Source organism: Marinobacter sp. MBR-99, from assembly GCF_040547575.1.
Classification (GTDB): Bacteria; Pseudomonadota; Gammaproteobacteria; order Pseudomonadales; family Oleiphilaceae; genus Marinobacter.
Genome location: NZ_JBEPPY010000006.1, coordinates 80892 through 103980, shown reverse-complemented (window position 1 = coordinate 103980; position 23089 = coordinate 80892). Strand labels below are relative to the sequence as shown.

At 58.5% G+C, this 23089-nt stretch carries 22 protein-coding genes; 8 read left to right on the top strand and 14 right to left on the bottom strand.

Translation table 11 applies throughout. The features are described from left to right. Window positions 1-9 precede the first annotated feature (9 nt). On the bottom strand, window positions 10-1065 hold the full coding sequence (gene dctP / locus ABIE59_RS06850; RefSeq protein WP_354445489.1) for a TRAP transporter substrate-binding protein DctP: 1056 nt from the start codon (window positions 1063-1065) through the stop codon (window positions 10-12). A gap of 134 nt (window positions 1066-1199) precedes the next feature. On the opposite strand from dctP, the gene ABIE59_RS06845 reads away from it, so the two are divergent. Both ABIE59_RS06845 and ABIE59_RS06840 read left to right on the top strand, forming a co-directional pair. After that, window positions 1200-2105, top strand: coding sequence for a DMT family transporter (locus ABIE59_RS06845; protein ID WP_354445487.1), 906 nt, complete (start codon window positions 1200-1202; stop codon window positions 2103-2105). Next, a complete protein-coding gene (locus tag ABIE59_RS06840) occupies window positions 2098-2376 on the top strand; it encodes a GIY-YIG nuclease family protein (RefSeq protein ID WP_354445485.1) in 279 nt (92 codons plus the stop codon). Before ABIE59_RS06845 ends, ABIE59_RS06840 begins: the two co-directional genes overlap by 8 nt. Here the strand turns inward: ABIE59_RS06840 and ABIE59_RS06835 are convergent. Continuing rightward, window positions 2354-3247, bottom strand: coding sequence for an alpha/beta hydrolase (locus ABIE59_RS06835; protein ID WP_354445483.1), 894 nt, complete (start codon window positions 3245-3247; stop codon window positions 2354-2356). The genes ABIE59_RS06840 and ABIE59_RS06835 overlap by 23 nt on opposite strands. Before the next feature lie 70 nt (window positions 3248-3317). Between ABIE59_RS06835 and ABIE59_RS06830 the strand changes: the two genes are divergently transcribed. Continuing rightward, complete coding sequence (locus ABIE59_RS06830) at window positions 3318-4307, top strand: alpha/beta hydrolase (RefSeq protein ID WP_354445481.1); 990 nt, start codon at window positions 3318-3320, stop codon at window positions 4305-4307. Between the two features lie 56 nt (window positions 4308-4363). Then, window positions 4364-5020, top strand: a complete 657-nt coding sequence (locus tag ABIE59_RS06825) for a YiaD family glycine zipper/OmpA-like lipoprotein (protein ID WP_354445479.1) — start codon at window positions 4364-4366, stop codon at window positions 5018-5020. 92 nt (window positions 5021-5112) lie between these two features. On the opposite strand, the gene ABIE59_RS06820 is transcribed toward ABIE59_RS06825, so the two are convergent. Further along, entirely contained in the window at window positions 5113-5397 is a 285-nt protein-coding gene (locus ABIE59_RS06820; protein WP_354445477.1) for a hypothetical protein, read from the bottom strand. Between the two features lie 200 nt (window positions 5398-5597). Beyond that, on the bottom strand, window positions 5598-6827 hold the full coding sequence (gene serA / locus ABIE59_RS06815) for a phosphoglycerate dehydrogenase (RefSeq protein WP_354445475.1): 1230 nt from the start codon (window positions 6825-6827) through the stop codon (window positions 5598-5600). Window positions 6828-7014: 187 nt separating this feature from the next. Here serA and ABIE59_RS06810 point away from each other — a divergent pair, with 187 nt between their 5' ends. Further along, a complete protein-coding gene (locus tag ABIE59_RS06810; protein ID WP_106694960.1) occupies window positions 7015-8418 on the top strand; it encodes a D-2-hydroxyglutarate dehydrogenase in 1404 nt (467 codons plus the stop codon). Between the two features lie 32 nt (window positions 8419-8450). After that, window positions 8451-9128, top strand: coding sequence for an SIR2 family NAD-dependent protein deacylase (locus ABIE59_RS06805; protein ID WP_354445473.1), 678 nt, complete (start codon window positions 8451-8453; stop codon window positions 9126-9128). 169 nt (window positions 9129-9297) lie between these two features. On the opposite strand, the gene ABIE59_RS06800 is transcribed toward ABIE59_RS06805, so the two are convergent. The 5 genes from ABIE59_RS06800 to ABIE59_RS06780 form a co-directional block, all read right to left on the bottom strand. Further along, the gene (locus ABIE59_RS06800) at window positions 9298-10602 is read right to left on the bottom strand and encodes an ABC1 kinase family protein (RefSeq protein WP_354445471.1); all 1305 of its coding nucleotides are present in this window, start codon (window positions 10600-10602) and stop codon (window positions 9298-9300) included. A 59-nt stretch (window positions 10603-10661) separates the two neighbouring features. Then, complete coding sequence (locus tag ABIE59_RS06795) at window positions 10662-11324, bottom strand: fumarylacetoacetate hydrolase family protein (protein ID WP_072676648.1); 663 nt, start codon at window positions 11322-11324, stop codon at window positions 10662-10664. A gap of 21 nt (window positions 11325-11345) precedes the next feature. Beyond that, window positions 11346-11888, bottom strand: coding sequence for an adenine phosphoribosyltransferase (locus ABIE59_RS06790; RefSeq protein WP_072676649.1), 543 nt, complete (start codon window positions 11886-11888; stop codon window positions 11346-11348). Window positions 11889-11910: 22 nt separating this feature from the next. Then, window positions 11911-13209, bottom strand: a complete 1299-nt coding sequence (locus ABIE59_RS06785; protein ID WP_061331616.1) for an NCS2 family permease — start codon at window positions 13207-13209, stop codon at window positions 11911-11913. Window positions 13210-13346: 137 nt separating this feature from the next. Continuing rightward, complete coding sequence (locus ABIE59_RS06780) at window positions 13347-13964, bottom strand: trimeric intracellular cation channel family protein (protein WP_354445468.1); 618 nt, start codon at window positions 13962-13964, stop codon at window positions 13347-13349. Window positions 13965-14185: 221 nt separating this feature from the next. Here ABIE59_RS06780 and ABIE59_RS06775 point away from each other — a divergent pair, with 221 nt between their 5' ends. Both ABIE59_RS06775 and ABIE59_RS06770 read left to right on the top strand, forming a co-directional pair. Continuing rightward, window positions 14186-14755, top strand: a complete 570-nt coding sequence (locus ABIE59_RS06775) for a BLUF domain-containing protein (RefSeq protein ID WP_354445466.1) — start codon at window positions 14186-14188, stop codon at window positions 14753-14755. A 163-nt stretch (window positions 14756-14918) separates the two neighbouring features. Then, the gene (locus ABIE59_RS06770) at window positions 14919-15899 is read left to right on the top strand and encodes an NADPH:quinone oxidoreductase family protein (RefSeq protein ID WP_354445464.1); all 981 of its coding nucleotides are present in this window, start codon (window positions 14919-14921) and stop codon (window positions 15897-15899) included. Window positions 15900-15996: 97 nt separating this feature from the next. On the opposite strand, the gene ABIE59_RS06765 is transcribed toward ABIE59_RS06770, so the two are convergent. From ABIE59_RS06765 to atuD, 5 genes are all read right to left on the bottom strand, one after another. Continuing rightward, window positions 15997-17826, bottom strand: coding sequence for a long-chain-acyl-CoA synthetase (locus tag ABIE59_RS06765; RefSeq protein ID WP_354445462.1), 1830 nt, complete (start codon window positions 17824-17826; stop codon window positions 15997-15999). Window positions 17827-17894: 68 nt separating this feature from the next. After that, complete coding sequence (locus ABIE59_RS06760) at window positions 17895-18719, bottom strand: SDR family oxidoreductase (RefSeq protein WP_354445460.1); 825 nt, start codon at window positions 18717-18719, stop codon at window positions 17895-17897. After that, window positions 18716-20674 carry an acetyl/propionyl/methylcrotonyl-CoA carboxylase subunit alpha gene (locus ABIE59_RS06755; RefSeq protein WP_354445458.1) on the bottom strand — a complete coding sequence of 653 codons (1959 nt, stop codon included), beginning with the start codon at window positions 20672-20674 and terminating at the stop codon, window positions 18716-18718. Before ABIE59_RS06755 ends, ABIE59_RS06760 begins: the two co-directional genes overlap by 4 nt. Window positions 20675-20908: 234 nt before the next feature. Next, a complete protein-coding gene (locus tag ABIE59_RS06750; RefSeq protein WP_354445456.1) occupies window positions 20909-21733 on the bottom strand; it encodes an enoyl-CoA hydratase-related protein in 825 nt (274 codons plus the stop codon). Between the two features lie 181 nt (window positions 21734-21914). Further along, window positions 21915-23075 (bottom strand): citronellyl-CoA dehydrogenase, encoded by a 1161-nt coding sequence (gene atuD / locus ABIE59_RS06745; protein WP_354445454.1) that lies wholly within the window; start codon window positions 23073-23075, stop codon window positions 21915-21917. Between the last annotated feature and the right edge of the window lie 14 nt (window positions 23076-23089).

Sequence of the window (23089 nt, the reverse complement as noted above, 5' to 3'; positions counted from 1 at the left end):
CATGAGGCACTAAGGCTGAGGCCAGTTTTCAACAAATTCCAACAGTGCCTGGCCGGTTTCACCGGTCTGTTCCAGGTACTTGTCCCGTACTGGCAGGCTGGTCTGCCGGAACCGCTCCCGCTCGTCCTCGTTAAGCCGGACTATCTGAATTCCGCCGGTTTCCATCATGCGCTCCAGCCGCTGACGATTGAGCGTTTCCTGACTGTCCCAGGCGAACTCCGCCAGATCCCGCATCGCCTCGTTCAGCCAGGTGCGTTCCCGGTCTGGCAGGTTGTTGTACCACTGCTGGTTAGACACAATAGAGGCGACGAAGTAGGAGGCGCGGGCCATGGTCAGGGTGGTCTGCACCTCATGAAAGTCCATTTCCTCGATCGCAAACACCGGGTTGGTCTGGCCGTCGATCTTGCGTAGCTGAAGGTCGCTGTAGACCTGTGAATAGGGCGTTTGTGCCGGTTCCGCGCCATAGGCCCGGTAAGCTTCCGCAGCGATGTCCGATGTCATGGTACGGATGCGAAGGCCTTCAAAGTCGTCCGGTGCCCGTAGTGGCTTATTGGCAGTCCAGGCCATCCAGCCTTCAGGAATAAAGCCCAAGAGTTGCAGGCCGGTTTGCTGATAGGGCTGCTGGAATTGTGCAATGAGCTCCGGGTCTTCCAGCAACTGGCGTGCGACTTCCGGTTGCTCCGGCATCAGAAAATGCAGGTTGAAAATACCCGCTTCCGGAACCGTGTCGGCCAGGTGGCCGGGCGAGGCAAAGGCCAGGTTAACCGAGCCATTGCGGGCCAGCTCTGTGAGTTGGGTGGAGGTGCCCAGAGAACCGTAGGGAAAAACATCCACTTCAATGCGGCCGTCAGAAATGCCCTCTATACGGGACCGGAACGCCTCAGCGTAACGGTGCTGTACACTGCCCTCAATTTCCTCCAGGGCAAAGCGCCAGGTGATAGGGTATTTCTCTGAGATGGGTTGTACGCTGCCCTGATTGCCGGGCGCCGGATCATCGGAGCAACCGGAAAGCATCAGGGAGCAGGCGGCCAGCGCCAGCCAGGGGCGGATGTATGTTCTGATCATAACGGGCGGACTCCGGTCCGAATACATGAAAGCCTTGGGTTTCTCCTGACAAGAAAGGTACCACAAGATGACTGCAGTGGCAGATCCGGATAGGCCGCAATGCAAGCGGGCGAGAACCAAACGGAGGCGGGCAATTGACTAACCAGAAACAGGCCATGCTCTACGGCCTGGCCACAGTGCTGCTGTGGTCCACCGTGGCAACCGCGTTCAAGCTGGCCCTGGCCGAGCTGCCTCCAGTACAGATGCTGCTGGTGGCTTGCGTCGCGTCGGTCCTGGTCATGGGCGCGATTCTGGTGGCCCAGGGCCGATGGCATCGGGTGTTCGAGCTCTCCAGAAAGCAGTACCTGCAGTCCATCGGGATGGGGTTGATTAACCCGTGCCTGTACTATTTCTTTCTGTTCGGCGCTTTCGATCGCCTGCCCGCTCAGGAGGCGCAGCCGCTCAACTACACCTGGGCGCTGGTGCTTGCCTATCTTTCGGTGCCCTTTCTGGGCCAGAAGCTGCGCCGCATCGACATCCTCGCTGGTCTGGTTTGCTATGCCGGCGTGGTGGTGATTGCAACCCGGGGTGCGGTCACCAGTCTCAGTTTTTCTGATCCGCTGGGCGTCGCCTTCGCTTTGGGCAGTACCCTGGTGTGGGCCAGCTACTGGATTATTGCCACCCGCGACACCCGTGACCCCGTGGTTGGCCTGTTCCTGAATTTCCTGTTCGGCTTGCCGTTCATAACGCTGGCGTGCTGGTACACGGTGGGGCTGTCGCTCCCGCTGGGCGGGTCGCTGGCGGCGGCAGTCTATGTTGGTGTGTTCGAGATGGGAGTCGCCTTCGTGCTCTGGTCCCAGGCCATGAAAAAGGCGGAGAATACCGCAAAGGTCAGCAACCTGATTTTCATCTCACCGTTTCTGTCATTGGTGTTTATCTACTTCATCCTCGGCGAAATCATTTTGCCGTCTACCTACGTCGGGCTGACGCTGATCATGGCCGGGTTGTGGTTACAGCAGAGGAAGGTTCGGGTTCGGCAGCAGGGGCTCAACCATGGATGACGGCTGGTACCTTTATCTGGTTCGCACCAGAACCGGCAGCCTGTATACCGGTATCACCACAAACGTGGAACGCCGCTTCTCAGAGCATCAGGCCGGAGCGCCGAAAGGGGCCCGCAGCCTGCGGGGCAAGGGGCCGTTGACCCTGGCATTCCAGGCCCCGGTTGGTAACCGCAGCCGGGCCTCCAAACTGGAATGGCAGGTCAAGCGCTGGCCCAAAGCCCGAAAAGAAGCGCTAATAAAGGGAGCGCTCAGCTTGCCAGATGGGCCCTGACATGATCAGCAGCAACCTGCATGGCCTCGGTGGCGCGGGTCAGCTGGCCGCAATGGACCTGAAACACGTGCCAGAGGTTGTTGTAGATCTCCAGCCGGGTTTCCACTCCATCACGTTTGGCGACATCTGCCAGCCAGGTGGCGTCGTTCAGGAGGATTTCCTGGCTGCCAGCCTGGATCAGTAACGGCGGCAAGTTGTCCAGTTGGCCGTACACGGGTGATATCAGGGGCGTGGTCAGGGGCTCATTACCGGCGTACATTCGGGCGGCATTGGCGGTCCAGCTTGCATGCAGCACGGGCTCGCGTTCCGGCTGATAGAGCGCGCTCTGGCTCAGGTCCACCCAGGGCGAGAAGCAGGTAATTGAGGAGGGAAGCGGGTGTTTATGGTCGCGGAGTTTCATTGCCAGGGCGATGGATAATCCGCCGCCGGCGGAGTCACCGGCCAGGGCCAGGCTTGTGGCCGGCAGCCCCTGGCTGATCAGCGCCAGGTAAACGGATTCCGCATCGTCCAGCGCTGCCGGGAACGGATGTTCCGGCGCCAGGCGGTAATCGGGGGTAATCACTTCGCACCCGGACAGCTTGGCCAGGTGCCCGGTGATACCCCGATGGGTGTCGGCAGAGCCAATGATGTAGCCGCCGCCGTGGAGGTAGAGAATCGTTCCGGACGGCTCTTCTGTTGCTGTGGTTCGCACCACGGGAACATCGCCCAGATCGTCCCGGACAAACCGGGCGCTGCGCGGCGGCACCGACGACCGATAGGCCTGGCGAATCAGCTGGCGTTGCAGCTTCAGGGGTACAGCATTCGAGAGCATCGGGCGGACCAAGCGCTGCATTGTCTGGCGCAGCCCGGCTTCAAGAAGCGGCTGGAACATCTGTGTTCTCCCTCGTGAATGCGTTAGGATGTCGAACAATTCTCGATTCATGACAGGCGTTTAACTCTACGTGTACTGGAAAACAGATACCATAGAAATTCCAAATTGGGACAGACATTCATTACTGGATCGTCTGGAGTCCTTTGACCCGGCCATCGACCGCGAGCTCAGTGCCGAGATGGAGGCCTACTGCCGTTTCTATGGCCTGGACTTGTGGGTAGAGCATCCGGAAGTTGCTTACCACCAGGGTTACATCAAGGCTGAACGGCATGAAGTGATGGTTCATTATTTCCGGCTGCCGGAGTCTGCCCGTCCCAAGGGGACGGTGTTTATTCTGCACGGGTATTTTGATCACGTGGGGCTCTACACGCAGCTGATTGATCGCTGCCTTGGGGCAGGTTTTGACGTCCTGGCCTACGACCAGCCCGGGCATGGGCTTTCCAGCGGTACACCGGCGGCCATTGGCAGCTTTCTGGAATACCAGGCGGTGTTATCGGAGGTGATGGCCCGTGTGCGGGAAAAAGTTCGTGGCCCCTGGTTTGCCGTAGGGCAGAGTACAGGTGGGGCCATTCTGATCGACTACCTGTTATCGAATCACCATAACCGCGAAACCTCGGATTTTCGACGGGTTGTGTTGCTGGCTCCTCTCGTTCGCCCCATGGGCTGGCTGGGCGCCAAGATTCTGCACAGTCTGGTAAAGCCGTTTCTGACCCGCTGGCGCAGGGTGTTTGGTACCAACAGTGGCAACACCCGCTTTCTGGATTTTTTGCGGGAACACGATCCGCTGCAAGCCAGGGCTGTGCATGTGGATTGGGTAACGGCATTGCGTAAATGGGTGCCGCATATTGAATCCGCGCGACCAGTAGACTTTCCGGTCACGGTGGTTCAGGGAGAGAAGGATCTGACCGTAGACTGGCAGCACAATTTGCGGATTATCAGGAACAAATTCGCTTCTGTAAGGGAACAAAGAATCCCGGATGGGCGTCATCATCTGGTGAATGAAGCGCAAGATTTGCAGGCAACGGTGTTTAACACCATCATTGACACGTTCACCGAGTAAATCATTGGTTTGCGCCACACGTGGCCGCCAGTCAGGAACTGAAGCAGGAGATAACCGTGAAAAAGACCATTCTTGCCTTTGCAGTGGCAACCGTCGGCCTGAGCGGCTGTATGACTTACGACCCGTACACCGGCGAAGAGAAAACCTCCAGTGCCACGAAAGGCAGCATCATTGGTGCTATCGGTGGCGCCGCGGTTGGTGCTGCTACCTCCAGCCGCAGTGACCGAGGAAAAGGTGCCCTGATCGGTGCCGCCGGTGGTGCTGCTATCGGTGGTGGTATTGGCTATTACATGGATCGTCAGGAAGCGGAGCTGCGTCATCGTCTTGAAGGCACGGGCGTGCGAGTCGTGCGGAACGGTGACCAGATCGAACTGGTGATGCCGGGCAATATCACCTTCGACACCAATCAGTCCACTATTCGTCCTGGCTTCAACGACACGCTGGAGTCGGTGGCCCTGGTGCTAAAGGAATTCGATAAGACCATCATCCAGATCGAGGGCCATACTGACAGTACCGGTTCTGAAAACTACAACCAGTTGTTGTCAGAGCGTCGCGCGTCTTCGGTTCGTGACTTCCTGCTGAACCAGGGCATTGAACCGCGTCGCACTCGCGCTGTGGGCTACGGTCAGCGTTACCCGATTGCTTCCAATGACACGGCTTCTGGCCGTGAGCAGAACCGTCGGGTTGAGTTGACGCTGGTGCCGATGCAGTAAATCGCCCCGCAGGAGGTCTTGAACCTGCGCACAAAAAAAGCCCCGGCTGCAAAGACCGGGGCTTTTTGTTTGCCGTGTTGGCAGGCATGGCATCAGTTGGTGTTACTGGGCAGCCACTCGTCAATGCGTTTTTTGAGCTCATCCAGCTGGTTTTCGCCAGACTCTTTCAGCTCGCCCAGCTTATTCCGGGCCGCTTCAATCTGGTCTTCCATGGCCTGAATGCGCTCTGAGAAGTCCCGCTGAATCTGCGCCTCGGCTTCTTCGTCCTTTGCTTTGGCGATTTTCTCATTGGCTTCGGCTCTCAGACTTTCGATCTGTTTGCTCCAGTGCTCTGTCTGGGTTTCCAGTTTTCGCTGCAAAGAATCCTTCAATGACATAGCTAACTCTCCTGTCGGGCCGGGGATTTGCTCCGACCGTTTCAATGAGTGGTACCTATGAGCATGGCCTCGGGTGCTGGAAACTCAAGGGCATCAGGATTAAGTTTTGGTGAAGTCACCTTGATTCAGAGCATTGTGGCCCGAAATGGCATAAAAAAAACCGGAGCCAGGCCCCGGTTCTTTTAGCGTAAGTGCTGTGCTCAGAACAGGACCCGACAACGGATCGTGCCCTTCACCTGGCGCAGCTTTTCCAGTGCCAGCTCGCCATAGGCCTTATCAACATCAACAACCACGTATCCGATGTCTTCCTTGGTCTGCAGATACTGGCCACACACGTTGATGCCATTCTCAGAGAACACCTGGTTGATCTCGGACATCACGCCCGGCACGTTCTCGTGGATGTGCAGAAGGCGATGCTGGTTCGGGTGTGACGGCAGAGCCACTTCCGGGAAGTTCACGGAGGAGACCGAGGTGCCGTTGTCGCTGTACATGGCCAGCTTTTCGGCCACTTCGCGACCGATGTTTTCCTGAGCTTCGATGGTAGAACCGCCCACGTGCGGGGTCAGGATGCAGTTGTCGAATTCCCGCAGCGGAGAGATGAACTCTTCATCGTTGGACTTCGGCTCAACCGGGAACACGTCTACCGCAGCACCCAACAGCTTGCCGGAACGGAGGGCGTCGGCCAGGGCGTCGATGTCGACCACGGTGCCCCGGGATGCGTTCATCAGGATGGAGCCGGGCTTCATCTGGGCGAACTGCTCGGCCTTGAACATGTACTTGGTGGCCGGCGTTTCCGGTACGTGCAGGGAAACCACGTCTGCAATGTTCAGCAGTTCCTGCAGGGTGCCTACCTGGGTGGCATTACCAATCGACAGCTTGGAGACCACATCGTAGAAGTACACGTCCATGCCCAGGCCTTCGGCCAGAACACTGAACTGGGTACCGATGTTGCCGTAGCCGATGATGCCCAGCTTCTTGCCACGGATTTCGTAGCTGTTCTTGGCGGATTTCAGCCATTCGCCCCGGTGCGCCTTGGCGCTCTTCTCAGGCACCCCGCGCAGCAGCAGGATGGCCTGGGCCAACACCAGCTCGGCTACGGAGCGAGTATTGGAAAACGGTGCGTTGAAAACCGCAACACCACGGCGGGTGGCGGCTTGCAGGTCGACCTGGTTGGTGCCAATACAGAAACAGCCCACGGCCACCAGCTTTTTGGCGGCCTCAAATACCTTCTCGGTCAGCTGGGTGCGGGAGCGGATACCAACGAAGTGCGCATCGGCAATCTTCTCGATCAGCTCTTCCTCGCCCAGGGAATGGGACAGGTACTCGATGTTGGTGTAACCCGCAGCGTTCAGGGTATCAATGGCGGATTGATGCACGCCTTCCAGCAGCAGGATCCGGATTTTGCTCTTTTCGAGAGACGTATTTGACATGGGCTTGCTTCCGAACCTTTCGTCACGTGAAATGACCGCGGCCGGGGATCGTCAACCCGGCTCACAGAACAGGGGCGGTATGATACCATAAAAGGAACTTTTCACAGCGCGCCGGTTTGCCTGAATCAATTCCTTGCGAATCGCCGAACCACAGGCCCGGCCCAAACCTGACGAGACTGACGCATCCATGAATTCCGAACAGATCATTGCTTCCCTGAAAGAGCTGGTAGCCGCCGGTGACGCACCGGGAAAAGTGCTGACGGACCCGGCCGACCTGGACACCTACGGCAAGGACTGGACCAAGATCTATCCACCCAAACCACTGGCAATTGTTCTGCCCAAGACCACTGAGCAGGTACAGGCGCTGGTGAAGTTTGCCAATGACAACCAGATAGCGCTGGTGCCCTCAGGCGGACGTACGGGTTTGAGTGCCGGTGCGGTGGCGGCGAACGGTGAGGTGGTCGTCGCGTTCGACAACATGAACCAGATTCTGGATTTCAACGCCAGCGACCGAATTGTGCGTTGCCAGGCCGGTGTGGTGACTGAACAGTTGCAGAACTTTGCCGAAGAAAACGGCCTGTACTACCCGGTGGATTTTGCCTCCGCGGGCTCCAGCCAGCTCGGCGGTAACCTGTCTACCAATGCTGGCGGCATCAAGGTGATCCGTTACGGCATGAGCCGCGATTGGGTAGCCGGCCTGAAAGTGGTCACCGGCAAGGGCGATATTCTCGACCTGAACAAGGATTTGGAAAAGAACAACACGGGCTACGACCTGCGCCATCTGTTTATCGGTGCCGAGGGTACTCTGGGCTTTATTACCGAAGCCACCATGAAGCTCACCCGCCAGCCAGACAACCTGACGGTGCTGGTGCTGGGGCTGGGCGACCTGACCAACACCATGGATGTGCTGCAGAAGTTCCAGAGCAAGCTGGACCTGACCGCCTACGAGTTCTTCTCCCATCAGGCCATGGGCCACGTGCTGGCTCATGGCCAGGTGCAGGCGCCGTTTGAAACTGAAGCGCCTTATTATGCCCTGCTGGAGTTCGAGGCCGTCTCTGACCAGGTAATGGACGACGCCATGGCGCTGTTCGAGCACTGCGTAGAGGAAGGCTGGGTGCTGGATGGTGTGATCAGCCAGAGCGAAACCCAGGCCCAGAACCTGTGGCAGCTGCGGGAGCGGATTTCCGAATCCATCGCCCCGCGCACGCCTTACAAGAACGACATTTCCGTGGTGGTGTCCAAGGTGCCGGGTTTCCTGCAGGAAATCGAGAGTGTGGTAACCGATCACTACCCGGATTTTGAGATCATCTGGTTCGGTCATATTGGTGACGGCAATCTGCACCTGAACATTCTCAAGCCTGAAGGTATGGCTAACGAGGATTTCTTCGAGAAATGCCAGCAGGTGAACAAATGGGTGTTTGAGATCGTCGAACGCTATCAGGGTAGTGTGTCCGCAGAACATGGCGTAGGCATGACTAAGAAGCCATACTTGCAATACACCCGCAGCGAAGCCGAGATTGCCTATCTGCGCGGCATCAAGCAGGTGTTTGATCCCAATGGCATTATGAACCCGGGTAAGATCTTCGATTGATCCCGGCTCACTGACGGCGAGGTTTTCAGCGAGTGCAGGAACACATTGTGGTACTCACGGGCGCTGGTATCAGCGCCGAAAGTGGCCTCTCCACCTTCCGCGACAGCGGCGGCCTGTGGGAGCAACACAGCGTTTACGATGTGGCCACGCCGGAGGCTTTTGCCCGTAACCAGGAACTGGTGCTGCGTTTCTACAATGAGCGCCGGCACCAGCTGAAATCTGCCCAGCCCAATCCTGCCCATCGCCTGCTGGCCGAGCTGGAAAGCCGCTACCGCGTCACAGTGGTTACCCAGAACGTGGATGACCTGCACGAGCGCGGCGGCTCCACCAATGTTCTGCACCTTCACGGCGAACTCACCAAGGCCCGCAGCTCAGGTTTTCCGGAGCTGATCTACGACATCGGCTACAAGGAAATTCACCCCGGCGATGTATGCGAACGCGGCACCCAGCTGCGGCCGCATATTGTCTGGTTCGGCGAGGAAGTGCCGATGCTGGATGCGGCAGCGGAGGTGGTTCGCACTGCTGACCGGCTGTTGATCGTGGGCACGTCACTGCAGGTCTACCCCGCCGCCGGGCTGGTCTACGAAGTGGATAGTGATGTGCCCATCACCGTGATTGATCCCGGCGAGCCTGCCTCGGTTTCCAGGGCAAGGGTCATTCGTAAAAGTGCGAGTGATGGCCTGAGTGAGTGGGTCACGATGTTGGGCTAGCACCCATGTTGGGAGTGCTGCTATGGGGAAGGCTTTCCAAAACTGTGCGGAGCCATGGATGGCGGAGCCCAAGCGTCACAGGGATGTGCCTCAAGGAGCGTGTTTTGGAAAGCCTTCCCCATAGCAGCACTGCGCTCGATAGTTGGCCCTCCCCGACAGGACTCTTGCCTCAACCACGGAGGTATTTCTCGAGTTCTGATCTAAAGGCCGCCTGTACGCCCAGCCTTTTTAACATCCAGTAGTGCCCTGCAATCATCCGGTCTATAAAGATGCTCTCCACGGGCGGCTTGAAGTAATCCAGGTACTTGAACACGGTGCTGGTTTTTGCCGCTACGTGCTTGTGGATGTCGGCCTCGGCAAAGTCGTAAGGCTCATCATTCAGGAATGGAATGATCAGGATGTCTCGCCACATGGCGTAGTAGGCTTCGTCTACTGCTGGCTGGTTATCAACCCTGGCGCCAAGATCGATCAGGTATTGGTCCAGGCCCTGATAGTCCTCATCCAGAGCCGCAATCAGTGCCTTACGGTACGCCTCCACGATTTCCGGCTTCAATTTTTTCACACAGCCAAAGTCGTACATGATGATGGTGCCGTCCGGCCGGTAGGCGAAGTTACCGGCGTGGGGATCGCCGTGGATGCACTGGAAGCGGAACAGTTGGTCGGCCATGATGGTGAAGATGCGGTGGCCGATGTCGTTGAGGGTTTCCTGGCTGTAGCGTTCGGGTGTGACCTTGCTGACATGGTCGCCTTCCACCAGTTCCAGGGTCAGTACCCGTCGGGTGGAGTGGCTGTCGACCACTTCCGGGATCAGAACCCAGGGTTGGTCTTTGTGGAACTCGTGAAACAGTTTGAGATTGCGGGCTTCGTTTTCGTAGTCCAGTTCTTCTTTCAGGCGCAGGCGGATTTCGCCGAACAGCTGGTCTACGGTCTCCTTTGGCATTTTCAGCAGGCCGCCCAGCTTCAGGGCAAGGCGTAGCTGTTTCAGGTCGGAGTCACAGGATTCGTCAACGCCGGGGTACTGTACCTTGACGATCACATCGGTGCCGTCGTGCAGGCGAGCGCGATGGACTTGGCCAATAGAGGCGGAAGCGTAGGGGGTTTCCTGCAGGTACTCAAACAGTTCGCTCACCGGTTTGCCCAGTTCGCTTTCCACCTGCTCCAGAATAACCTCGAAAGGCATCGGTGGAGCTTCTTTCTGGAGTTTTTCCAACGCCTGGGAAAACTCCTTGGGCAGGAAGTCCTGGGTTTGGGAGGCAATCTGCCCCACTTTCATCACCGCACCCTTGAGCTCGCCCAGAGTGTCGGCAATTTCCCCGGCCATGCGGGTGTAGCTTTCGCTGCGGGCGCCTTCGTCGTCGACGGTGCGGAACATGCGCCTGGCCCTCTGGCCTGCGTACTGGCCGGCCACGGAGGCGGTCATGCCTGCAAGTTTGAAGAAGCGCCCTGTACGTGACGTAACCGGTTTCTTCGCCATGGTGCTGTTTGTTTCCCTGAAACAAGTGGTTCGCCTGAATATGCGTTCAGGCGGGCAAATCAGACCACTGTCGTTTCCACAAACAGCACATCTTCCAGTTCCAGCGACAGGGTCTGGCCGGAGACCAGTGGCCCAACCCCTTTGGGGGTTCCGGTCAGCACCACGTCCCCGGGCTGAAGGGTGAACTGGCTGCTCATGTGGGCGATCAGCGGCACAATGGGGTTCAGCATATCACGGGTGTCGCCGGTCTGTTGGCGTTGTCCGTTTATGTCCAGAGTGAAACGGATATTGCCTTTGGGAAGCTTGTCGGCAGCCACAAACGGGGAGAGCGGGCAGGCGCCGTCAAAGGCCTTGGCCCGCTCCCAGGGCTGGCCTTTCTCCTTGAGCTTGCTTTGCACATCCCGCAGCGTCAGGTCCAGCGCCAGGCCGTAGCCCAGAATGGCACCCTCGGCTTCGCTGGCAGAGGCGTTGGTGAGCGGCCGGCCGATGAGCACGGCCAGCTCAGTTTCAAAGTGGACTTCGCCCTGGTTGCGGGGGAAGTCCAGAGGGCGGGTGATGTGCACCGCTGCCGTTGAGGGTTTGATAAACAGCAGCGGCTCGTCGGGCACCGGGTTATTCAGTTCACGCGCGTGCTCCGCGTAGTTGCGACCAATGCACACAATTTTGCCCAGAGGCAGATGAACCGGTGTGCCATCTTTCCAGTGATGTTGATAATCGGGCATGGTCGCCTCCTGTAACGGTGGTTATTCTCCCTCGAACGAACACACAGTATAAACCTGCAGACCGTCTTCCTGCAGCTTGCGTGAACCGCCCAGGTCTGGCAGGTCGATCATGGCGGCGACTTCCACGATCTCCGCGCCAATGCGTCGGATCAGCCGGGTAGCGGCCAGCATGGTGCCGCCGGTTGCGATCAGGTCGTCTACCAGTACCACTTTATCGCCGGGTTTGAAGGCATCCTTGTGCAGCTCCACCGACGCCGTGCCGTATTCCAACTCGTAGTCTTCCACCAGGGTGTCGAAGGGCAGCTTGCCTTTCTTGCGCACCAGTACCAGCGAGGCGTTGAGCTCGTAGGCCAGGGCCGAGCCGATGATAAAGCCGCGGGCATCCACCGCCGCCACGGCGTCGATATGCTGGCCGTGGTAGCGGTGCACGAAGGCGTCAATCAGCTTGCGAAAAGCGGTCTTGTCTTGCAGAACTGTGGTGATATCCCGGAAGGAAACTCCGGGTTTGGGCCAGTCCGGCACGGTGCGGATGGCTTTCTTGATGCTCTCGGAAAAATAATCCATAACTCACCTGTGCGGACCCGGCTTACGCCAGATCCAGGAACATGAATTTCAGAACGAAGACAACGGCGATGGTGGTGACACTCCAGTTCAGGTCAGACCATTTGCCGGCCAGGGCCTTGACGGCCACGTAAGTAATAAAACCGAGGGCAATACCGTGGGCGATGGAAAACGTCAGCGGCATCATCAAGGCGGTCACGATGGCCGGCGCGATGTCGGTGATGTCGTCCCAGTCCACCAGTTTCAGACCGCTGGCCATCAGGCAGGCTACGTAAAGCAGGGCCGGGGCCGTTGCGTAAGGCGGGATCACGCTGGCAATGGGTGAGAATAGCAGACAGGCCAGGAACAGCAGGGCGACCACGACGGCAGTCAGGCCGGTGCGGCCACCCGCCGCGATACCGGCGGTGGATTCCACATAACTGGTGGTGGTGGAGGTGCCCAGGGCAGAGCCCGCCATGGTTGCTACCGAATCCGACATCAGGGCCCGGCCCAGGCGCGGCAGTTTGCCGTCCTTGTCCAGCAGGCCACCCTTCTGGGCCGCACCCACCAGGGTGCCGGAAGTATCGAACAGGTCCACAAACAGGAAGGCAAACACCACGCTGATCATGCCCACGTTCAGGGCACCGGCCAGGTCCAGTTGCATGAAGGTGGGGGCAATGCTTGGCGGGGCCGACACAAGCCCCTGGTATTCCACCATACCCAGCATCATCGCGATCACCGTAATGGCGATAATGCCGATCATCACAGAGCCGGTGATCTGACGGAAAGACAACGCGCAGATCAGTACAAAACCACCGAAGAACAGCAGTGCCTCGGGCACCATGACGTCACCCAGGCTGACCAGCGTGGCGGGGTGATCAACCACAATGCCGGCGTTCTTCAGGGCGATCAGGGCCAGGAAGAAGCCGATGCCGGCAGAAATGCCGAACCGCAGCGACATGGGAATGGAATTGATGATCCACTCCCGCACCTTGAAGATGCTCAACAGGAAGAACAGGAAACCGGACAGGAATACAGCTCCCAGAGCCACCTGCCAGGTATAGCCCATGCTGCCAACCACGGTGAACGAGAAGAACGCGTTCAGGCCCATGCCCGGGGCCAGTGCGATCGGGTAGTTGGCCCATAGGCCCATGATCAGCGTGCCAATCACTGCCGCCAGGCAGGTTGCAACAAACACTGCACCGAAATCCATGCCGGTAGAGGACAGTAGGCTGGGGTTGACCACGATAATGTAAGCCATGGTCAGGAAGGTGGTAATACCCGCGACCACTTCTTTACGAACATTGGTGCCGTGGGCCTGGAGTTGGAACAGTCGTTCAAGCATGACGGGGGTCTGCCTCTCGGGATGCCTGGGTTGGGGTTTGAAACTCTGTTTACGTGCGGAAATCGTGAACTGTGTGAAAAAACGGCAATCTTACCGGCTCACGGGGCTGAGGCCAAGGCCAAGGAATGATTGACAATTCAGCCGGTGCTGTGGTCGCGCTGCAGCCGGATGTCAAAGCGCACGGCCAGCATGCGCACGGTCACAATGAATAAGAGGCCGATAGTCAGGGCGATGGTTTCGCTTTCCAGGAGCCACTGGCACACAAAGTACAGCCAGCAGCCGGCAAATGCGATGGAGGCGTAGATCTGATCTTTACGAAAGATAAAGGGGACTTCGTTACAGAGAGTGTCTCGCAGTGCGCCGCCGAAACAGCCTGTCATCACTCCCAGCATGGATGCGATAAACCAGGAATGGCCAAGATCCAGCGCCAGCTGGGCGCCAAGGATAGAGAAAATGCCAAGGCCGATGGCGTCCGGAAAAACGATGCGGGATTCTTTCAGGCTGTGGGCCCGGCTCCAATAGCTGAACACAATCGCCATGGCCAGAATCAGAATGGGCTGCTCCTGGTGCTTGATCCAGTACAGCGGATGGTTATCCATGATCAGATCCCGCAACGTGCCGCCGCCCAAGGCCGTTATAAAACCGATGGCGAAAATGCCCACGGGGTCCATGTTCTTCGAACGCGCGACAATCATGCCTGAAATGGCAAATGCCACAACCCCTATCATTTCAAGTATATAGATGATGTCGAACATGGCAGGCTCTGGGCAGAAGGTGTACGGAAGCAAAGGCAATCATTCTGGTGCGCGAAGCATAGCCGAAAATAGTTTCGGATTCACCTGAGGGATCCTGCTGTACCGGACCATGAAGGTCATACGAAGCCGGAATTCAGATTAACGTGAAGAGTGATCTGGCTGAGGCTGATAAGGCGTATGTTCATCGACCCCTGTTTTCATTTATCCGGAGTACACCATAAATGCCGCTGATTCGCCTTGCCTATGCCAGTGAAGCAACATTTGAAGCCAAACCACTGGAGAAAGGGGTAGAGCCCCACGTTGCCCGTATTCTGCTTGTGTCCCGTCGGAACAACGGAAAAGTGGGCCTTGTGGGCGGGCTGTATTACGGCGACAACCGCTTTTTCCAGTACCTGGAGGGTGAAGAAGAGGCCGTCCGGGACACTTACCAGCGAATTCTGCAAGACTCAAGGCATCGGAATGTCCGGACGCTGATTGAGGAGCCGGTAGCCGAGCGTTCGTTTACAAACTGGTCAATGAAGTACGTGCCGGCGTCTGCGGACGTTCAGGCATTTCTTCAGAAGCACCACCTGTCAGAATTCAATCCATCCGCTTTTGACAGCAACCAGTGTGAAGAAATGATCGACTTGATCCGCCGCTCCAGCCAGGACCAGAAGCTGGTTAACCACGACGAGCCGGTCCGCAGTAAGTCGCCTGCCCCACAAACCCTGTCACCAGGCCTTAAAGCCGGTCTGGTTGTTGCTGCGGTGGGGCTGGTCGTAGCGTTGGCGGTTAGCGCGACTATGCTGTAAGGCTGAATCAGCGTGGTTTATGCGAAACGATAAGTGATCTTGATTTGCTTCATGATGCAACTGCGTTTAGCTTGGTGCGATTCAATAAAGAAGCTGAACAAGACGCCGCTTTAGCCCGAACCCTGCAGTTACGCTGATCGGCCCCAAGGCATCAGGAGAGATCATGAAAGCCATTCTGTGCAAAGCATACGGACCTGCCGAAAACCTCGTTATTGAAGACATCCCAAGCCCGGAAGCGAAGGGCCGGGGCGTGAAAATCCGGGTGAAGGCCGCGGGCCTCAACTTCCCGGATACCCTGATCATCGAAGGCAAATACCAACTGCAGCCACCCATGCCATTCTCACCGGGTGGCGAGCTGGCCGGTGAAGTGATCGAAGTGGGCGAGAAAGTGACTCGTTTCAAACCAGGCGATCGCGTGGCGGCCCTCACAGGCTGGGGTGCGTTTGCCGAGGAAGTCGTTGCCCCCGAATCCAATCTGTTGCCCCTCCCTGACAGCATGCCTTACGAGCAGGCGGCCGGTTTTATGATGGTTTACGGCACCTCCTATTATGCGCTGAAACAGCGGGCCAACATCCAGCCGGGAGAGACCCTGCTGGTACTTGGCGCCAGCGGTGGCGTTGGCCTGGCTACGGCGGAACTGGGCAAGGCCATGGGCGCGAAGGTAATCGCGGCGGCCAGCACAGCCGAAAAGCTGGAGGTGGCCAAGGCTGCGGGTGCTGATGAGGTGATCAACTATTCTGAAGAATCCCTGAAAGAAGCGGTGAAGAAGCTCACCAAAGGCAAAGGCGTCGACGTGATCTACGACCCGGTCGGCGGCGACTTCACCGAACAGGCCCTGCGCTCCATGGCCTGGAATGGCCGCCATTTGATCATCGGCTTTGCCGCGGGCGATATTCCAAAGGTGCCGGCGAACCTGACGTTGTTGAAGGGTTGTTCGGTAGTCGGCGTGTTCTGGGGCAGCTTCACCCAGCGTGAGCCGGAGGCCAGTGCCCAGAACATGATGGAGCTGTTGCAGCTGTACAGCGAGGGCAAAATCGATCCGAAGGTCAGCGAAGTATTCGAATTCGACCAGTACGCCGAGGCTCTGGGTGCCCTGACCGGTCGCCGTGCTACTGGCAAGATTGTTCTTCGGGTTGGTTCCTAGGTCTGGTTTGGGCTCCTAGCTTTTTTGGAAGCCCAAGCCAACCCGGCTAACTCAGAAACAAACAGGCTAGAGCCGAACTGGACCCCACCACCCAAAGTCAGAACCGAACACCACCAGCATCGATATCGGCCACCAACTCCGGCGTAAGCTGCGTGTACGAGGATGAGCCCGGTAGCCACGCGTAAACCTCCTCATGGGGGCGAGACAGAGAGTAGCCCAGCTTCTGGATATCCACCTTCCGGTACTTGAACGTACCCGTCTTCTCGATGGCGTGGGTTACCCGCACGAATAACGGTATCGCATACGGTGGCAAATTGTCCTGAAGGTAAGCAAACAGCTTGTCGGCATCAAACTCCGCCTCCGGATTTTGCGGTACCAGTGTCACCATGCCAGCCTTGCCGTTGGTTTTGGGAATTTCCACACCATACACAATGGCTTCCTGGACCATGCCAGAGCCGTCGATGATGTTCTCAACCTCCGTGGTTGAAACATTCTCACCCTTCCAGCGGAAGGTATCGCCCATGCGGTCGACAAACTGCAGGTGTCGGCAGCCGATTTCCTTCAGTACATCGCCGGTGTTGAACCAGGCATCGCCTTTTTTGAAGGCATCACGAAGGATCGATTTTTCCGTGGCCTCTTTCTGGGTGTAGCCCTCGAACGCCCATTTCATGTTGATCTCGCCGATCAGCAAACCTGGCTGGCCTTTTTTCACTTCTTCCAGACGACCTTTTTTATTACGTATCGGGTCACGAGTGCCTTCGTGGTACTTCACCAGCTTGTACGGGGCAGTGGAGAAGCCCACGGTGTTGTCCATATTGAAGAAGTTGCTGAAGCCGATGTTGCCCTCAGACGAGGCGTAAAGCTCGGCCACCTTGTCGATACCAAAACGCTCCTTGAACTCGGTCCAGATGGACGGGCGCAGGCCATTGCCGATCATTTTGGTCAGGCCGTGGTTGCGGTCCTGTGCGCTGGCGGGCTGGTTCAGCAGGTAGCGGCAGAGTTCGCCCACGTAGCCGAAGGTGGTGGCGTTGTATTTGCGGACGTCGTCCCAGAATGCGCTGGCGGAGAACTTGCGGCGCAGGGCGATGGCGGAGCCGCCGGCCAGTACCGAGCCCCAGCACACCAGCAACGCGGTGCCGTGGTAGAGGGGCAGGGTGCAGTACAGGACGTCCTCCGGTTCCATGGCCAGGGACAGCATGCCAAAGCCGCCATAGGCGCGGATAAACTTTCGGTGTGAGCCGGGCGCGGCCTTGGGCAGGCCGGTGGTGCCGGAGGTATACAGGTAAACAGCCGTGTCGCCCATGGTGACGTTTTTTGAAAGCACGGGGCGGGTAGGTGATCGCTGGCTCACTTCGAACGCCATGTTGATGTAACCCTCAGGGGCTTCGCCGAAAACATTCAGGGTGTTGGCATCGGCCAGGTATTGCAGGGGCTTGGAATGGCGTAGTTGAACGTCGTCTCGCACCCCTTCGGCATGCTCAACCAGTTCGGCGCCCACCACCAGCATGCGGGGTTGGATCAGGTTGATGCTGTGGGCCAGTACCTTGCCTTTCTGTGAGGTATTCAGCATGGCACAGGCCACGCCAACCTTGGCGGCGCCAACCACGGTGGCCAGAAGTTCCGGCCGGTTATCCAGTAGTACGGCAATGGCGTCGCCCTTCACCAGTCCCTGGTCTTTCAGGTAGTGGGCAATCCGATTGCTCCAGGCGTCGAGCTCTGACCAGGTAATGGTGCGATCATCAAACAGAATGGCCGGGCGATGGGGGTATTTGTCAGCATTGCGTTCAACCAGCCGACCCAGCGTCAGGTCTTTGTTGTCGTCCTTCAGCCGGTAGTAATAAAGCCCCTTTGCCACATAGGGAAACTTTTTCAGTACCGTCGGCAGGCTGCGTAGGATGTCGCGCGCGGTTACGATGTCTTGGCTCATGTTGCTTCCGTTTCAGTCGTCATTGTCTTTATCAGTTTTGAACCGCGGAGCAACACAGAGCCCCGCGGCTAATCCAGGAACAGATCCGGCAGCAGCGGTTTATCGCCCTGGGCGTACCGGTAGTGTTCAAAATCTTCCACGCCATCCTGACGAAGTACCTCTTCATCAATCAGCGCCTGCCCCGTCAATTCCTCTGCTGTACGGGAAAGGATGCTCACTGCGGCATCTGCCATGATCTCTGGCTTGCGCCCCTGAGCCATGAGCTGGGGCCCGCCAACTTCGTACTCGATGGCGGCGGTGGCAATCAGCGTTTTCGGCCACAGGCAGTTAACAGCGATACCATAGCGGCGGAATTCCTCGGCCATACCCATGCTGAGCATGGTCATGGCATATTTTGTGGTGGTGTAAGGCCCATATTGGGCAAACCACCGGGTGTCCAGGTTCAGAGGCGGTGACAGGCTCAGGATGTGGCCACCGGATTCCTTCAGCCAGGGCAGGGCAGCCTGGCTGCAAGTGAACACCGCCCGGGCATTGACCTGGTGCATCAGGTCGTAGCGGCTTACCTTCAGGTTTTCCACACCGGTCAGGCGGATGGCGCCGGCGTTGTTCACCAGTGCGTCGATGCCGCCGAAATGATCGGCGGCTTCTTGCATCCGTTGCTGTACCTGCCGTTCATCCCGCACATCCAGCACCAGGGGTAGCGCCTGGCCGCCGGCGTTGCGGATTTCCTCCGCTACGGTGTGAATGGTGCCCGGTAACTTCGCATGCGGTGTATCGGTCTTGGCGCCAATCACCACATTGGCCCCTTCCCGGGCGCAGGCCAGAGCAATGGCGCGGCCAATGCCTCGGCTGCCGCCGGTGATGAACACGGTACGTTGATTGAGTCGGCTCATGCGTCAGCCTCCTCGTTCACTTCTACCTGAACCAGCAGTTGGCCCCGTTTAACCTGGTCACCCTGCCGGGCGAGCAGTTGGCCGACTGTGCCGCTGCGATCGGCTTTTACCGGGTGCTCCATTTTCATGGCTTCCAGAATCACCAGGGTCTGGCCCTGTTCAACCTGATCGCCCTCGGCCACCAGCACATCGATGATGGCGCCATCCATGCTGGCCTGTACCTTACCGCTGCCGGCGCCCTGGGCGCCCTGTGCCGGCTGGTGGGTGATGTCCCGAACCAACCAGGAGCGCCCGAGTGCCTGCAAATATAGGGAATCTCCGCTCCGGTAGTATTGGCACCGCTGACGAATCCCATTGTCGATAATGCATAGCAGGCCAGTTTCGTGACTTTGCAGCTGCAGTTCATAATGCTCTTCGCCGTGGGATACCTGCAGAGTGTGGCCGGTGTGGCGGACCAGCAGTTCCAGGCTTTCATCCTGAGTTTCCAGCTTCATGGGCATGACCGTGGCCGGGGCGTTGCTCCAGCCTTCCTGCCCTTTACCGCTCAGGCTGAGAACGCAGGCGCCCAGCGCCAGTTCGCGGATGGTGAGCGGCTGGGGTACCAGTGACGGATCGTCCTTGAATGCCTGCTGCAGGAAGGCCGTGGTGGCTTCACCTGCACCAAAAGTGTCATTGGCGATGATGCGACTCAGGAAATGTCGGTTGGTAGTCACCCCGAACACCGTGGTGTCCTCCAGTGCGCGAATGAGTCGGCGGCGCGCCTCGTCCCGGTTCTGGCCCCAGGCGATGACTTTCGCCAGCATGGGGTCATAGTGGGGGCTGACTTCATCACCGGATCGCACGCCGCTGTCGTAGCGCAGGCCTTCGCCCTCGGCAGGAATGAACTGGTGCAGGGTGCCGGTTTGCGGGGTAAAGCCGCTGGCCGGGTCTTCGGCGTACAGGCGCACTTCGATGGCGTGGCCGTTGAGTTCTATGTTGTCTTGGGCCAGCGGCAGTGGCCGGCCTTCGGCGACCATCAGCTGCCAGGCCACCAGGTCCTGACCGGTGATCAGTTCGGTGACCGGGTGTTCCACCTGCAGGCGGGTGTTCATTTCCAGGAAGTAGAAGTTGCGGTCTTTGTCTACCAGGAATTCGACGGTGCCGGCACCTTCATAGCCGCAGGCCAGGGCGGCTTTGACGGCCGCTTCGCCCATGGCTTTACGCAGCTCCGGGGTGACAAAGGGTGAGGGCGCTTCTTCAACCACTTTCTGGTGTCGGCGCTGTACGGAGCAGTCCCGTTCGCCCAGGTAGACGGCGTTGCCGTGGCGGTCAGCGAACACCTGAATTTCCACGTGCCGGGGTTCGATAACGGCTTTTTCAATGATCAGTTCGTCGTCGCCAAAGGCCTGTTTGGCTTCTGAGCGGGCCCGTTTGATGTTGTCGGCCAGCTCGCTTTCACTCTCAACCAGGCGCATGCCCCGGCCACCGCCGCCGGCGGAGGCTTTGAGCATGAGGGGGTAGCCGATGTCTTTGGCGGCTTTGATGAGTTCGTTGTCGGTTGCGTTGTTACCCTCAAAGCCGGGGACCACGGGAACGCCGGCTTCCTGCATGGCGATTTTTGAACGGCGTTTGCTGCCCATGAGTTCGATGGCGTTTTCGGGTGGGCCTACGAAGGTGAGGCCGGCTTGTTTGATGGCTTTGGCGAAGCCGGCGTTTTCGGAGAGAAAGCCGTAGCCGGGGTGGATGCAGTCGGCGCCGGTTTTCTTTGCGGCATCGAGGATGGCGTCGGCGTTCAGGTAGGAGGCGGCCACTTGTGCCGGGCCTATGCAGACGGCTTCGTCGGCTTGTTCAACGTGTAGGGCGTTGGCGTCGGCTTCGGAGTAGACGGCAACGGTTCGGTAGCCCAACGCCTTGGCTGTCTGGATGACCCGGACGGCGATTTCGCCACGGTTAGCGATGAGTAGTTTTTTTAGCATTTGTATGTCACCTGCCTTGATACGCGCCTGCGTGTTTGGGTGCTCGTGCGCACCGTTGGCGGGGAGGGCCTCCGGAAAAACGCTACGAGCACATCCGTGTGCGCTTCGCTCCGGCCATCCATGGCCTCCGAGATTTTCCGGAGGCCCTCCCCGCCAGCGGCGCTCCCGCTGACTTTGTTCGTGCCTGCAGACATGTTGTGCAAGCAGTCTGCTGCTGTTGCTTCTTGTTGTTGATTAGCTTTCGTTGCCGACCCACTTTGGCTCACGCTTTTGCATGAACGCCATGGTGCCTTCCATGCCCTCCGGCCCCCGGATGGCTGCGGCGAATTTCTCGGCGGCGTCATCCAGCAAGCCGGCCATGGCTTCGTGGCCGACCCGGTGCAGCAAGGCTTTGGTTTCTGCCGTGGCATTTGGGGCGCACAGGCGGACACGTTCCAGGGCCTGGTTGAGCATGTCGCTGAGTTGTTCTTCGGATTCGGCGACCTGGTGAACGATGCCGAGTGCGCAGGCTTCTGCTGCGTCGATTCTCAATCCCAACAGGGCCAGTCGACGGGCCTGGGTCAGGCCGATGCGTTCTACAACGAACGGGGCGATCTGGGCCGGGATGACGCCGAGGGTGGTTTCCGGCATGCCGAACTTGGCTGTCGGGCCGGCGATGGCGAGGTCAGAGACGCAGGCCAGGCCGAAGCCTCCGCCCATGACGGCGCCTTCGGTGATGGCAATGACGACTTTGGCGGATTCGTTGACCTGCTGGATCATCTGGCCGAAGGCGCGGTTGAGTTTGTAGAACGGGTCGTCGCGGCCTTCTCCGGCTTTCTGGCCCCGGGCACCGGCCATGTCTTTGATATCGCCGCCGGCGCAGAAGTGTCCACCGGCGCCGCGGATGACGACGGCTCGGATGCTTTGGTCGTGTTCGACTTCGCTGAACACGGTGGACAGTTCCGCGACCATGTGGAGGCTCATGGCGTTGCGAACGTCGGGTCTGTTAATCGTAATGAGCAGCGTCGGGCCCTGTTTTTCGAGAGTCAGGGTTTCACACTGTGGTAATTGCTGTTCCATAAAAGGACTCCACGTAAAATGTTCGGGGCTGTGAGGCGGGGATCCCTTTTCGGGACCGTTGAGGGCCATGGACGGCCCGAAACGAGCCCACAGGGAAGTGCTTGTAGGCGTGTCCCGAAAAGGGATCCCCGCCTCATGGCCCTCCGCCAAGCCCTACCTGCCCACAAGGCCTTGCACAACGTTAGTCGCGTTTTTTGCCAGGCAAGGTACCCATCAGCTTGCAGATAATGCCCAGCATGATTTCGTCGGCGCCGCCGCCGATGGAGACCAGTCGCACATCGCGGTAAGCCCGTGACAGGGGGTTATCCCACATGTAGCCGTTGCCACCCCAGAACTGCAGGCAGGTGTCGGTTACTTCCCGGCCCAAACGGCCTGCTTTCAGTTTGGCCATAGACGCCAGCTTGGTCACATCCTTACCTTCAACATGCAGCTCACAGGCCTGATAAGTCAGCGCCCGCAGCGCTTCGATCTCGGTCTGCAACTCCGCCAGGCGGAAGTGGATGTACTGGTTGTCGATCAGCGGCTGACCAAATGTCTTGCGCTCGCGGCAGTATTCGATGGTCTGGGTAACGCAGTTTTCCAGCGCCTTGATCACATTAGCCGCGCCCCACAAACGCTCCTCCTGAAACTGCACCATCTGCATCATAAAGCCGGTGCCCTCGGCGCCAATGCGGTTGCGCTGGGGTACGCGCACGTCGTCAAAGAACACCTGGGCCGTTTCAGAGGAACGCATGCCCAGCTTGTTCAGGTGCGGGCTAAAGCTGATGCCCGGCGTGTTCATGGGCACGATGATCAGGGTCTTGTTCTTGTGGGGCTTGTCGTCGCTGGTGTTGGCCAGCAGACACATGAAGTCGGCTTTCGGGGAGTTGGTGATCCACATCTTGGAGCCGTTGATGACGTAGTCATCGCCGTCTTTCCTGGCTGTGGTCTTCAGGCCGGCCACGTCGGAACCTGCGCCTACTTCACTGACACCGATACAGCCCACCATGTCGCCAGCGATGGCCGGGGCCAGGAAATCCCGTTTGAGTTCGTCGGACCCGAAGCGGGCGATAGCAGGTGTACACATGTCGGTCTGCACGCCCACGGCCAACGGCACGCCGCCACATTTGGCCATGCCGAGCTCCTCGGCCGCCACCAGGTTGTAGCTGTAATCCAGTCCCATGCCGCCGTATTCTTCCGGCTTCTGGATACCCAGCAGGCCCAGGTTGCCGAGCTTCTTGAACAGGTCGTGAATCGGAAACTCGCCGGCTTCTTCCCATTCGTCGCAGTGTGGGTTGATTTCCTTTTCCACGAAATCGCGGACAGTTTTTCTAAGGGCTTCGTGTTCGGCTGTGAATTTCATTGTTGTTCTCCCAG